A 12896-nucleotide genomic window follows, 5' to 3' on the forward strand; every position below is an offset into this window, starting at 1 on the left:
CCTAGAGGCGCTCCAAGAGTTGTCCAAATAGAGCCCACTGGCGCTCTTTGCTATACAAATCTCTGACCGCGGTCCGCCCCTTATCGGCCCGCGCCTTCAGTTCGTTCCAGCCACGCAGGCAATTCTCGACCTCGATCGGGCAGTCATTGCCGCTCTGATAGATCGCAATCGTCTTGCCCTCCTCCATCCCCACCGGATAGTTCCCGGCATCCGACAGCAGCAGCGCGCCGCAGCCCATCGCCTCGAAGCAGCGCATGTTGCCGCGATCGTTTCCGGCCATGTCGATCGCGCCGTTGAGCACGATCTTGGCCGAGCCGAACAGCGCGTAGAGATCGCGGCCGAACACCGGCGCCCGCGCGATGCGGGCAATGGCGTCGGGACGGCGGTGCTTGCCGAGCGGCAGCAGGCGACCGAGCGCGCTTTCGGCGAGCCGGGTCAATCGCGAGGCGTCGAGGCAGAACACGATCTTGTGCCGGGCCGAAAGATCGGCCACCTGCTCCAGCGTCCTGCCGCGCGCGCTGTGATGCCGCGAATAGCCGCCGACGAAGGCGACGTCGATCGGCCGCTCGCCCTGGCCGTACTCGTCCATGACGGGATCGACCGCGGGGAAGAACAATTCGGCCCGACAGCCCTTGGCTCGCCAGGACTCCAGGATCGAAGGGAAATTGCCGAGCACCGCGCCATAGCCGGTCAGGTCCGCATTGCCCGAGGGCGCCGCGCGCCAGCACAGTGTGGTCTTCACACAACCAGGCAGCTTGGCTGTGAACGCACTCGGATAGCGCACCGGGTCGAGATTATAGAACACCTCGGCCTCGTGATGCTCGATCTGCGCGAGCAGGATTGCTTCCAGCGTCGGCGTGCCTGCCATGCCCTGCGCGCGCGCCCACTGCCGCTGCAGCACCTCGTCATCGCCGTTGGTGAAAAAGGCCTCCGGCGCGCCATCGAGCACCGGCTTGAGGAAATGCGCCGCACCAAAGCGATCGTGCAAGAACACGTCGCGCCGCGCTTCGAACGTCGACGCGCCGGCGGCGAGTTGGTTCAGGCGCGGCAAATAGGACGGATAGAGGCCGCTATTCTGGAACAGGCGCATCGCTCACGCGTACCTTGCCAACATCCATTTCATGTTCAGATAGGGCCAGATCCGGCCGACGCTCTCCCAATCCCAGCCTTGCCGCGCGGTCAGGCGGCCGACCGCCCGCACAAGCTGCACCTCATCGACCATGTCGGCAAAGGCCGGCACCTTTCGCGCCAGCAGCTCGGCGGTCCAGCTCGAGAGCGGCCCGTTCAGCCATTCCGGCATCGGCGAGTTGAAGCCGACCTTGCGCCGCGCGGTGCGGATGCTTTCCGGCATCAGATTGGCCATCGCCTTTCGTGCCACCGCCTTGGTGATGCCGTCGGAGAGCTTGCTCGTCTCCGGCAGAGCCATCGTGTAGGTCACCAGACGCCAATCCATGAAGGGCATGCGGACCTCGATGCCATGCGCCATCGAGAGCCGGTCGAAATTGCGCAGGATCGTCGGCAGCGTGCTCGAATGGAACATGCGGTAGAGCCGCCGGTTCAGCGCACCCCAGTCGCGCGGCAGCTCGTCGTCCTCGGCGACCAGCGGCAGCGGCGCCGGCGTCGCGGCAAGCCCGCCGCGCAGGAAGTAATGCCCCTGGCGGCGGATCATCTGCGCCCGCGCCAGGTCGACGCCGCGCTGCGCGAACGGCAAGCGCGAGGTCAGCGCGGCCGCGGCGTTGCGGACACGAAACGCCGCAGACTGGCCTTCCTGCAGATAGGCGCCCATCAATTCGTCGGCGCCATGGCCGTCGAGTGACACCGTGACGTTCTGCCGGCGCAGCTCGCGGTAGATCAACCAGGCCGCGCTCGGCAGTCCGATATAGACGTCGTCATTATCCGCGAGGATGCGATCGAGGTCGGTCAACGCATCGCCGCGCCCGATCGCGAGGAAGGTCGGCTCGACCTCGGCCCAGGCCGCCGCTTCCTCGGCCGCCGGCCGCTCGTCGTTGCTGGCGCCGGGAAACGTCGCGACAAAGGCATGGCGCCAGGCGGTCGAGTCACGCGGGCCCATCCCCGCGCGCTCATGCGAGGCCATCGCGCAGATCACCGCGGACGAATCGAACCCCCCGGACAGGCAGGTCCCGATCGGTACGTCGCTGCGCATGCGCAGCGCGACGGAATCCTGAAACAGCCCGCGAAAGCGGTCCACCCGCTCGGCCTCGCCGCTCGGAATCTCCGGCAGGTGATCCACGGTGCGCCACCAGCGGCGCATCTCGACGCGTCCCTGGCGCAGCCACATGCAATGGCCGGCCTGCAGGCGGCGCACCTGCCGGAACAGGCTCCGCGCGCTGCCTTCGATGCCGAACGGATCGAGCAGCAGCCGCCGCGCCACGTCGAGATCGATTGTTGCGTCGATCAACCCGCTGCCCGCCAGCGCGCGCTGTTCGGACGCGAACACGAAGCGCTCGGGCGTCAGCGCATAGAGCATCGGCTTGATGCCGAAGCGATCGCGGGCGAGGAACAGTTCGTCGGTCGTCGTGTCGACGATGGCAAGCGCCCACATGCCGTTGAAGCGCAGCAGCATCTCCTCGCCCCAGGCTTGCCACGCGGCGAGGATCACCTCGGTGTCGGATTGGCTCCGGAAAGTCGCACCCTTCGCCTCGAGCTCGCGGCGCAACTCGAGGAAATTGTAGATCTCGCCATTGTAGAGGATGACGTGGCGGCCATCGCCAGAGACCATCGGCTGATAGCCGCCGTCGGTCGGATCGATGATCGCGAGCCGGCGGTGGGCGAAAGCGAGATTGCGCTTCGCGTTGAACCAGTTGCCCTCGCCGAACGGCCCCCGATGCGCGATCAGGCTGCTGAGCCGCGAGAGCTCGGCCGGCTCGACCGGATTGCCCCGGAGATTGACGATGCCAGCGATCCCGCACATCTCTAGACGGCCCTCAACGGCAAGAAGCGAGTGACGATGGCGCTGAGATCGCGCCGGCAGACGGTGCGATAGGGCCCAAGTTGCGAGGCGGCGACCGCGGCAACGAAGATCGCCGCCGCCGACACCACGTAGAGCGAGATCACATACCACCATGACGGCGCGTGGTCGAATGCCGCGTGGCCGAGTTCTGCGCGCAACGCCAGGGCGACCGCGATGCCGACGCCGAGCGGCACCAGGACGAAATGCAGAACGCGCGACCACAGGCCCTCGAGCCTGAACGTCCGCTGCAGCAGGACCACGGTCGTGACCATCTGCGCGATCATGCCGAGGCAAGTGCTCCAGCCGGCGCCCTGCCAGCCGAACATGGGCAGCGCGATGGCGCTGGTCGCCAGCGTGAAAATACCCGTCATCAGCGAGATCAGCGCATTGGAGCTGGAGCGGCCCTGCGACAGCAGATAGAATGCAAACACATTGGCGCAGGACCCCAGGATCCCGCTGATCGACAGCACCACCAGCACCAGTTGCGCTTCGTTCGCGACCTCTGCGCCGGTCCAGCGATAGAGCAGCGCGCCGGCAACCGGGATCAGCCCGCCGAGCGCGCTTGCCGCGAGCACGTTGAGGATCCAGGACGACCGCAGCAGCAGGTCGACCTTGCGGTCGTCGGCTTCCTTTTGCAGCGTGCTGAAGAACGGGAACAGGATCTCGCCGACCCGCAGCACGCCGATATAGACTGCCTCTTCCAGCCGCTGCGCGACGCTGTAGAAGCCGACGAATTGCGGCTGCAGCAGCGCGCCGAGCAGATAGCGGTCGGCCTGCCCGGCAAACAGCGCGCCGCTTTGAGCCGCGAGCTGCCAGCCACCGAGCTTGACCAGCGCGTGCAGCGCGCCGCGATCGAGCGCGGGCCGCGCCAGCCACTCACGGATCACGCGCCGCGACCAATAGACGGCCATCGCCAGATTGGTCGCAAAGCCCAGCGCCTGGCAGCCGAGAAAGGTCGAGGCGCGTGGCGCCAGCGGGATCAGCGCGAGCATCGACAGCGTCGCCACCAGCGTTCCGGAAATGCTGATCGAGGCGATCCGCCGATAGTCCTGCCGCGCCGTGAACAGCGACAGGAACACCGCGAACAGGCACTGCGCCAGCCAGCCGGCGCCGGCAAGCGCAAAAGCCAACGTGAGGTCGTCGGCGGCAGCACCGCTCAGATGAAAGCCCAGCCGCGCCAGCGGCGCTCCGGCAAGGCCCAGCACGAGCGTGATCACGCCGCCGGCCAGGAGCGCCATGGCAAGCGCGGTCGCAAAGAAACGCCGCGCCTCGCCGCGCTCGGACGGCGCCAATCGCTGCGCGAGCTCGCGCGCGGTCGACAGCCCGAGCGCATTGCTGAACATCAGCGCCGGCGCGACGCACGCCGTCACCAGCCCCGCGACACCGAACGCGGCGAGTCCGAGACGGAAGATGACGAACGGCAGGATCGCGAGGTTGAGCAGCACCGCGACCGCAAAGGCGACCGCATTCCACGCCGAGTTACCGAGCAGATCGGACGGACTTTTTTTCAACGCCATCCTTTTCTCAACAAACTTGCCAGCTTTCAGGCGATCGCCTCGATCCGCCTCAAGTGCCTCTGCCATCAAGGCAAAACCTTTTCAACCGGCACGGGCTAGCAGGGGCGGCGCGGAATGTCGAGGGTAGGCGTCTATCGCGCCGGCTGATCGGCGGGGTGGGCGAATTGGCCGTTGATTCCACGACCCGAAACCGCCTATCTGGCGTCATCCGCCCTTCAAATCCGCCGCCATCCCAGCGTCCGAAAGCAGCAACGTGGCCATCGACCCGATTCCGTTCAACCGGCCCTACACGACCGGGAAGGAGCTCGACAACATGGCCGAGGCGCAGCGCGCCCTGCATCTGTCGGGCGACGGCGGCTTCACGGCGCGCTGCCATCGCTGGATCGAGCAGCAGACCGGCTGCGCCCGGGCGCTTCTAACCCATTCCTGTTCGTCCGCACTCGATATGTCGGCGCTGCTGCTCGACATCGCCCCCGGCGACGAGATCATCATGCCGTCGTTCACCTTCGTCTCGACCGCGAATGCGTTCGTGCTGCGCGGCGCCGTCCCGGTGTTCGTCGATATCCGCGAGGACACGCTCAATCTCGACGAACGCCTGATCGAGGCCGCGATCACGCCGCGGACACGCGCGATCGTGCCGGTGCACTATGCCGGCGTCGCCTGCGAGATGGACGCGATCATGACGCTTGCGCGGCGCCATGGGCTCGCCGTGGTCGAGGACGCCGCGCAAGGCGTCGCGGCCGACTACAAGGGCCGCGCGCTCGGCGCGATCGGCGATCTCGGCAGCTTCAGCTTTCATGAGACCAAGAATGTGATCGCGGGCGAAGGCGGCGCGCTGCTGGTCAACGATCCCGCGCTGGTGCAGCGCGCCGAGATCATCCGCGAGAAGGGCACCGATCGCGCCCGCTTCTACCGTGGCGAGATCGACAAATACACCTGGCAGGATGTCGGCTCGTCGTATCTGCCGAGCGAGATCAACGCCGCATTCCTGTGGGCGCAACTCGAGCAGGCCGAACGCATCACCCGCGAACGCGTCGCGCTGTGGCAACGCTATCATGCCGGGCTCGAGCAACTCGAGCAGCGCGACCTGTTGCGGCGTCCGATCGTGCCGGCGGAGTGCCGGCATAACGGCCATCTCTACTACGTGCTGCTGGCGCCCGGCATCGATCGCCAGACGGTCATCAGGAAGCTGAAAGACGCCAGCATCTCGTCCGTGTTCCACTATGTGCCGCTGCATTCGTCGCCGGCGGGCCGGCGGTTCGCCCGCGCCCATGGCGAAATGTCGCTGACGACGGAGCTCTCGGAGCGGTTGATCAGGCTGCCGATGTGGGTCGGCCTGAGCGAAAGTCAGCAGCAGCGCGTCTGCGACGTGCTGGGCACGATCCTCGCGGGATGATCGCCGGCACGGACAGGCTCAAAGCCCGTCCGACTCGCCATTCTTCGGCGTCGAGCGCGGCACGAACGGCGCATAGGAGCCGTCTGCGGCACCGGCCACCGGCACCGGCGGCAGCGCGGGGTTGACCAGCGGCGTTCCGCCGATCTGGCGAGGTACGCCACCGCTGCTCACCTGCGACGTAGCCGGGGCGTCCTGGCGCTGCAGGGCAATGACCTCGCTGCGGCCGCTCTTGACGAGGGTGACCTCGCGCGGCTGCACCGCGCTGAGCTGCCACCCCTGGTGCGTGTCGCCCTGGCGCAGCCGAATCGCCTTTTGTGTCATGCGGTCGATGAACACCGCGAAGGCGTCGCCGTCGCCGACCACGGCGCCGATCAGGCTCAGCGCCGGATGCTCGGGTTCGGCAGGAGGCGGCGGCGCGGCAGCGACCGGCACCGCCGCCGGCGCAACCACGGCGCGCTGCGGCGGCCGCCGCGAGACCGAGAAGATCGGCCGGTCCACCGTCGCAGTCAGCGCCGACAGCGGCACCGCCCAGAGCGGGTTTCCGCTCGGCAACGCCTTGGCCGGCTCCCGGGCAGGTTGCGCCAGCGGCCTCAAATTGCCGATGTCGACCGAATCGCCGGCGTCCCCGGCCCGCTCGGCCGGAAGCACGTCCAGCGACGACGAGGTCGCGGCCTTTAGCTCAAGCGGCGTGGCCACGGACAAGGCCGCGCCCGACAGCAGCGCGAGAAGCAGAAATTTGGGCCACTTGTCCATGCTCATCCAAAAGCATTGTGCGATGCGGTCGCGCCGCACCCGGTCGAGCCACCCTATCCGCAGCAGGCCATCCCATCAACTCGACGCGATTCGCGGCACCGTCTCCGGTAATGATTGTTCCATGCGCTCATTGCGAATGTTGCCGAACAGTCACGCAGTCCAAAATACGCAGGCCCGAGCGCCAGAACAGCGGCACAACGCTGTGAGATCATGGCAGAAATTGGCGTGTTTCGTGACTCCGGCCGCGAAGACGTTTTGACCAAAACAATTTTTGAGACAGGCGCCATGGCTGAGCTGAGATTGCCCGTGCGGAATGCCAGGAGCGGATTGCGGTCCGTGACGCGGCATTCGATTGCGGTGCTGCTCGCCGCCACCGCATTGGGCGTCGTCTCCGCGCATGCGACCGACGGCACCTGGACCGGCACCTCCAGCAACGACTGGACCGACGGCACCAACTGGTCATCTACCCCGACCGTTCCGGACGGCACCGCGACCTTCACCAACAACGGCGCTCCGACCAACGTCGACAGCAACGGCGCGGTCAATGTCGGAACCGTGGTGTTCACCCCTGCTCCGGCCAATGCCCCCGCCTACACCATCAACACCAACGATTTCTTCATCGTGAACGGTGTCGGGGTCTCGAACAATTCGACCAACACCCAAACCTTCAACATCAATTCGGGGATGGTCTTCTCGAATGCGAGCAGCGCGAGCGCGGGCACCAACGGGGTAACCTACAACGTCAATGGCGGCGCTGCGCTGAGCTTTACCGGCACCAGCACCGCCGGCACCGCGACCATCAACAGCACGATCGGGGACATCGAGTTCTACAACAACAGCACCGCAGGCTCGGCGACGATCGCAACCGGGCTGGTGATGAATTTCAACGACGCCTCGTCGGCCGGCAGCTCGCTCATCACCAACACCGGCACGCTCGGCTTCAACACGACGGCGACCGCGGGAACGGCCAGCATCACCAACGACGCGATCGTCGCCTTCACCGGTTCGGCCACCGCCGGAAGCTCGACCATCACGACCGACAATGCGGCGACCACCGGTTTCTCCGGCTCGAGCACCGGCGGCAACGCGCGCTTCATCACCAATGTCGGCGGCACGGTCGACATCTCCGGCCTGACCTCGGGCGGCATGACGTCAGGCTCGATCGAGGGCGCCGGCGATTACGTGCTCGGTGCCAACACGCTGACGACCGGCAGCAACAACCTCTCCACCCAGGTCGACGGCACGATCTCCGGCACCGGCGGCGGGCTGACCAAGGTCGGCACCGGCACCCTGACGCTGACCGGCTTCAACAGTTATACCGGCGCCACCACGATCAATGCCGGCACGCTGGCGCTGTCGGGCTTCGGCGGCATATCGAGCTCCAGCGTCGTCACCGTCAATGCGACGTTCGATGTCTCCGGAGCAACGCTTCCCTTCGCCGCGATCACGACCCTCGCCGGCAGTTCCGCCGGCGTCGTGACGCTGGGCAGCACGCGCCTGATCATCACCAACGGCTCCACCGAATTCGCGGGCTCGATCCAGGGAGCCGGCGGAATCGATATCTTCGCGGGAACGCAAACGCTGTCCGGGGTCAACACCTACGGCAACGTGTCGCAGATCGAGGCCGGCGCGACGCTGGCGCTGAAAGGCAGCGGCTCGATCGCGAATTCGCTCTATGTCGGGCTCGCCGGTCCGGGCGCGACCTTCGACATTTCGCAGACCACATCCGGCGCATCGGTCGGCGGCCTGCTCTCGTCCGGGACCGACGGCACGGTATCGCTCGGCTCGAAGACGCTGACCATTACCAACGGCAACTTTTTCGGCGGCGTGATTCAGGACGGTGGTATCGGCGGCGGCACCGGCGGCAACCTGGTCATTGCCAACGGCGCCTGGCAGCAGCTCGGCGGCGCCAACACCTATACCGGCACGACGACGATCGCCGCCGGCGGCGAGCTTGACCTGATCAACAACGGCGCCGTCAACGGCAGCATCGCGACCTCCAGCAGCGTCATCAACAACGGCTTGTTCGATATTTCCGGCGTCACCAACGGCGCCTCGATCAAGTCGCTGTCGGGCGCGAGCACCGGTTCGGTCAATCTCGGCAACAACACGCTGACGATCACCAATGCGAACGGCAACTATGCCGGCGTGATCGGGGACAGCGGCCTTGTCGGCAGCCTCGTGATGTCGGGCGGCACGCAGGTGCTGTCCGGCACCAACACCTACACCGGCACGACCACGGTGAACGGCGGCACGCTGGTGGTCGACGGCTCGACTGCGACCTCGTCGCTGACGACGGTGAATGCCGGCGGCACCCTGGCCGGCTCCGGCATGGTCGGCGCCACCGCCGTGAACGGTGGCACGTTGGCGCCGGGATCGGCCGGCGGCAGCGCCTTCGGCCCGCTCACCGTAGCGGGCAACCTCTCGTTCACCGCAGCCTCGACCTACATGGTCCAGGTGACGCCGACCGCCTCCGGTCTCACCAACGTGACCGGGTCGGCCAATCTCGGCGGCGCAACGGTGAGCGCAGCGTTTCTTCCGGGGAGCTACGTCAACAAGCAATACACCATCGTCAATGCCACCGGCGGAATCGGCGGCACGACATTCAATCCGACCGTTGTTTCCAACAATTCGAACCTGCAATCGTCGCTCAGCTACGACGCCAACAATGCCTATCTCAATATCAAGCTGGTCTTCACCCCGCCGCCACCACCCAGCGGACCGAGCGGACCGAGCGGGCCCAGCTTGCCGAGCGGCTTGAACATCAACCAGCAGAACGTCGCCAACACGCTGGTCAATTACTTCAACGGCACCGGATCGATCCCGCTATCGTTCGCTTCGCTCAATGCGTCGGGCCTGACGGTGGCCTCCGGCGAACTCGGCACCGGCGTGATCCAGTCCTCGATCAACGCCGACAGCCAGTTCCTCGGCCTCATGCTGGATCCCACCATCGCCGGTCGCGGCACGGGCTTTGCCACGCCCGGCGGCGCCTCGGGCTATGCTGCCGAGATCAGTGCTGCGTCCGCCTATGCTATGCGTCCGGCAACCGAGAGCGAGCGGGCAGCCTATGCGATGGCCACCAAGGCGCCGTTATTCGCGCCGCAGCCGCTCAACCGCTGGAGCGTCTGGGCCGCAAGCTATGGCGGCTCGGCGACGACCAACGGCAACGCCATGGTCGGCTCGCAGGACGCCAAATCCCAGGTCTGGGGCATGGCTGCGGGCGCCGACTACAAGCTCTCGCCGGACACGTTGATCGGCTTCGCGCTCGGCGGCGGCGGCACCAATTATTCGCTGGCCAACAACCTCGGCAGCGGCTCGGCCGACCTGTTCCAGGCCGGCGTGTTCGGGCGTCACAATTTCGGCGCCGGCGGCTATCTGTCCGCGGCGCTGGCCTATAGCTGGCACGACGTCACCACCAACCGCACCGTGACCTTGGCCGGCTTCGACCAGTTGCAGGGCCGCTTCCAGGCGGAATCCTTCTCGGCCCGCTTCGAGGGCGGCTACCGCTACGCGACGCCGTGGGTCGGCCTCACGCCTTACGTCGCGGCGCAAGTGGTCACCTTCAACCTGCCCGCCTACGCCGAAACCGCAGTCATCGGCACGCCGCTGTTCGCGCTCAACTATGCGAACCAGAGCACCACCGTCGGCCGCACCGAGCTCGGCCTGCGCACCGACAAGTCCTATGCGCTGCAGGACGCGGTGCTGACCTTGCGCGGGCGCACCGCCTGGGCCCATGACTATAACAACAACAACTCGGTCAGCGCGATCTTCCAGTCGCTGCCGGGCACCAGCTTCGTGGTCAACGGCGCAACCCCGAAACCCGACTCGGCCCTGGTTAGCGCCGGCGCCGAGGTGAAGTGGCTGAACGGCTTCTCGGTTGCCGCGACCTTCGAGGGCGAGTTCTCCAGCAACGTCACCAGCTACGCCGGCAAGGGCGTGGCGAAGTATAGTTGGTAGGTCTTAGCAGACCCCGCAGCCCTTGACGTTGACGCGATTGTATCCTATAGGATACCTCAATGTTTGAGGTTCTGAAGACCGACTTGTTCGACAGTTGGCTTTCGAACCTCACGGACCGGCGCGCTGCCGCCAAGATCGCGTCTCGAATTGAACGTCTCGCGCTCGGCAATCCGGGTGACGTCAAGCCGGTGGGCGAAGGCGTGAGTGAAATGCGTCTGGCCTACGGCCCGGGATACCGCGTTTACTACAAGCAAACAGGACAACGGATCATTCTGATCCTGTGCGGCGGCGACAAATCGAATCAGGACCGCGACATCAAGCGTGCCAAGGAAATCGCGGCACAACTCTAGCAGGCAGCAAGATGGTCAAGATTTCAAAATTCGACGCGGCTGACTACCTGAAGGATCCGGTGTCGATTGCAGCCTACCTCACCGAGGCCTTCGAGACCGACGATCCCGTCTATATCAGCATGGCGCTCGACACGGTTGCGCGTGCCAAGGGGATCGCCGACATAGCGAAAGCCACCGGATTATCGCGCGAGAGCCTCTACAAGACATTCAAGGAGACCGCACGTCCGGAGTTCGAGACGGTTCGCAAGGTGATGAGTTCGCTCGGCGTCAAACTGGTCGTCGAGCCGATCGACGCGCAGAAGGTCGCCTGACGTCCAGGTATGATCGCGCCCTACTTCCCGCCCTGCCACTGGCCGGAGACACCGAGCACGACGCGGATCGGGCCGGTACCGGCTTCGCTGGCCGTGGTCAGCTGCGGCACCTGGACGTCGAGCTGATCAATGAACAGGAAGGGCATGCCGACCTCGAGATCATAGAGCAGTTTCTGCAGCGCCGGCTGCTCCATCTCGCAGCTGACGACGAGGCCGACGAAGCCGTCGCGCGCCTGGGTGCCGAGCACGTCGACCTGCGAAGACTGCACGGTGCCGCCGACATTGCCGATCGCGCTCGCGACCCGCTGCAGCAGCGCGGCGCCTGCGACCGTCACGGTCGGCCCTTCCAGGAACGGCGTGCCCGGATGCTCCGCCGACAGTGCGGCCGGATTGCGCGGCTTGCGCCCGCGCAACTGCTCGAGCAGGTCGGAGGTCCGCGCCAGCGTGCGCTGATGGTCGAGCATGCCGACGACTGAGACCACGCTCATGGTCGCGAGCCCGCCGAGCACCGCAAGATACAGCACCACCGCGATCAGCGGCGACTGCGCCAGCGTGCGCGTCACGATGTTGCTCGCCGCACTCATGGCGTCACCAGGCCGGTGACGCTGTTCTTCGGCTCGACCCGCGCCTCGATATGGAAGCGTTCGCCCGGATCGGACGGCCCACGCGTGGTCGGCGCAAAGAAGGTGGCGCGGGTGAAGTGCTGCGACTGCTCGATCAGCGGGATCAGCGACGGCGCGTTGCTGGTGATGCCGGAGATCTGCAGCTTGTTGCCGGCCAGATGCAGCTCCGTGACATAGGTGTGGTCGGGCAGCAGCCGACTCAGCGTCTCCAGCACGATCACGCTCGACGGCGTCTCGTATTTGCGTCGCTCGAGGGCTGCGACCGGCGAACGGTCGCCGCCGTCGGCGCCGGCGCGGATCGTCGCGCGCCGCGCCGAGATCTGCCGCGCCAACTCCTCTTCCTGGGCGCCGAGGCTGCTTCCGACATAGGCGGAGACGCCGGCCGAGATCACCGCGATCACCGCGGCGGCGCCGAGCACGAGTTGCAGCGCGCGGGCCAGCCGCGCCGCATCGAGATGGCCGCGCGCGCTCTGCTCGTACACTTTGACGGGTGCCGCCTGGCCCTCGACCCGGGTCGCGACCGCGACCGCCGACGGATGGAAGAGAGCCACCGCCTGCGCATAGGAGGTCGCAACCCTGCGCGGCGCCGCCGCGATCATGGTGGAGATGGCATCGCCGCTCGATGAAACCGGCGCCGTGCAGCCGAACACGGCGTCCGCCGCGCTCCATGGCGTCAGCCGATCGATCTGGGCGCGGACGATGCCTTCGAGGAAATCCGACGCCCGCCCCGGCAGTTCCAGCGGCCGGAACAGGAAGCGCTTCGGCTGCAGCACGATCTCGACCCGCTTGCCGCGGAACAGCGACGCGAGATTGGGGGCCGACAGGGCGCCGTCGGCAAAGCCGATCCGCGCGGGGACGTTGTCTTGCTTGCCCGCCGTCTCGACCGCAAAGCCGCCGTCGTCGCCCTCGACCAGACGGACCACGCGCGGCGAGACGACCCGGTTGATGGCCGCGATAAGAGCGTTGGCGACGCTTGTCGTCCAGGCGCTGACGATCGCCGTGAGGCTCGAGACCATGC

General features: G+C 66.5%; 10 protein-coding genes. 4 read left to right on the forward strand and 6 right to left on the reverse strand.

What is annotated here, in order from left to right; all coding sequences use genetic code 11:
* Window position 1 precedes the first annotated feature (1 nt).
* From IC762_RS24980 to IC762_RS24990, 3 genes are read right to left on the reverse strand one after another with little or no spacing between them, the layout of a single operon-like run.
* Entirely contained in the window at window positions 2-1090 is a 1089-nt protein-coding gene (locus IC762_RS24980; RefSeq protein ID WP_195784864.1) for a glycosyltransferase, read from the reverse strand.
* A 3-nt stretch (window positions 1091-1093) separates the two neighbouring features.
* Window positions 1094-2932 (reverse strand): asparagine synthase (glutamine-hydrolyzing), encoded by a 1839-nt coding sequence (gene asnB, locus IC762_RS24985; RefSeq protein WP_195784865.1) that lies wholly within the window; start codon window positions 2930-2932, stop codon window positions 1094-1096.
* Between the two features lie 2 nt (window positions 2933-2934).
* Window positions 2935-4488 (reverse strand): lipopolysaccharide biosynthesis protein, encoded by a 1554-nt coding sequence (locus IC762_RS24990; protein ID WP_195784866.1) that lies wholly within the window; start codon window positions 4486-4488, stop codon window positions 2935-2937.
* 313 nt (window positions 4489-4801) lie between these two features.
* On the opposite strand from IC762_RS24990, the gene rffA reads away from it, so the two are divergent.
* Window positions 4802-5884 (forward strand): dTDP-4-amino-4,6-dideoxygalactose transaminase, encoded by a 1083-nt coding sequence (gene rffA, locus IC762_RS24995; RefSeq protein ID WP_433995922.1) that lies wholly within the window; start codon window positions 4802-4804, stop codon window positions 5882-5884.
* An 18-nt stretch (window positions 5885-5902) separates the two neighbouring features.
* On the opposite strand, the gene IC762_RS25000 is transcribed toward rffA, so the two are convergent.
* Complete coding sequence (locus IC762_RS25000; RefSeq protein ID WP_246801209.1) at window positions 5903-6637, reverse strand: hypothetical protein; 735 nt, start codon at window positions 6635-6637, stop codon at window positions 5903-5905.
* A gap of 336 nt (window positions 6638-6973) precedes the next feature.
* Between IC762_RS25000 and IC762_RS25005 the strand changes: the two genes are divergently transcribed.
* The 3 genes from IC762_RS25005 to IC762_RS25015 are packed head-to-tail and all read left to right on the forward strand — an operon-like array spanning window position 6974 to window position 11255.
* Window positions 6974-10594, forward strand: coding sequence for an autotransporter domain-containing protein (locus IC762_RS25005; protein WP_246801211.1), 3621 nt, complete (start codon window positions 6974-6976; stop codon window positions 10592-10594).
* Between the two features lie 59 nt (window positions 10595-10653).
* The gene (locus IC762_RS25010; protein ID WP_195784869.1) at window positions 10654-10944 is read left to right on the forward strand and encodes a type II toxin-antitoxin system RelE/ParE family toxin; all 291 of its coding nucleotides are present in this window, start codon (window positions 10654-10656) and stop codon (window positions 10942-10944) included.
* 11 nt (window positions 10945-10955) lie between these two features.
* Complete coding sequence (locus tag IC762_RS25015) at window positions 10956-11255, forward strand: addiction module antidote protein (RefSeq protein ID WP_195784870.1); 300 nt, start codon at window positions 10956-10958, stop codon at window positions 11253-11255.
* Window positions 11256-11275: 20 nt separating this feature from the next.
* On the opposite strand, the gene gspM is transcribed toward IC762_RS25015, so the two are convergent.
* Complete coding sequence (gene gspM, locus IC762_RS25020) at window positions 11276-11839, reverse strand: type II secretion system protein GspM (RefSeq protein ID WP_195784871.1); 564 nt, start codon at window positions 11837-11839, stop codon at window positions 11276-11278.
* The gene (locus IC762_RS25025; protein ID WP_246801212.1) at window positions 11836-12894 is read right to left on the reverse strand and encodes a PilN domain-containing protein; all 1059 of its coding nucleotides are present in this window, start codon (window positions 12892-12894) and stop codon (window positions 11836-11838) included. Before IC762_RS25025 ends, gspM begins: the two co-directional genes overlap by 4 nt.
* Between the last annotated feature and the right edge of the window lie 2 nt (window positions 12895-12896).

The organism is Bradyrhizobium genosp. L, assembly GCF_015624485.1.
Classification (GTDB): Bacteria; Pseudomonadota; Alphaproteobacteria; order Rhizobiales; family Xanthobacteraceae; genus Bradyrhizobium.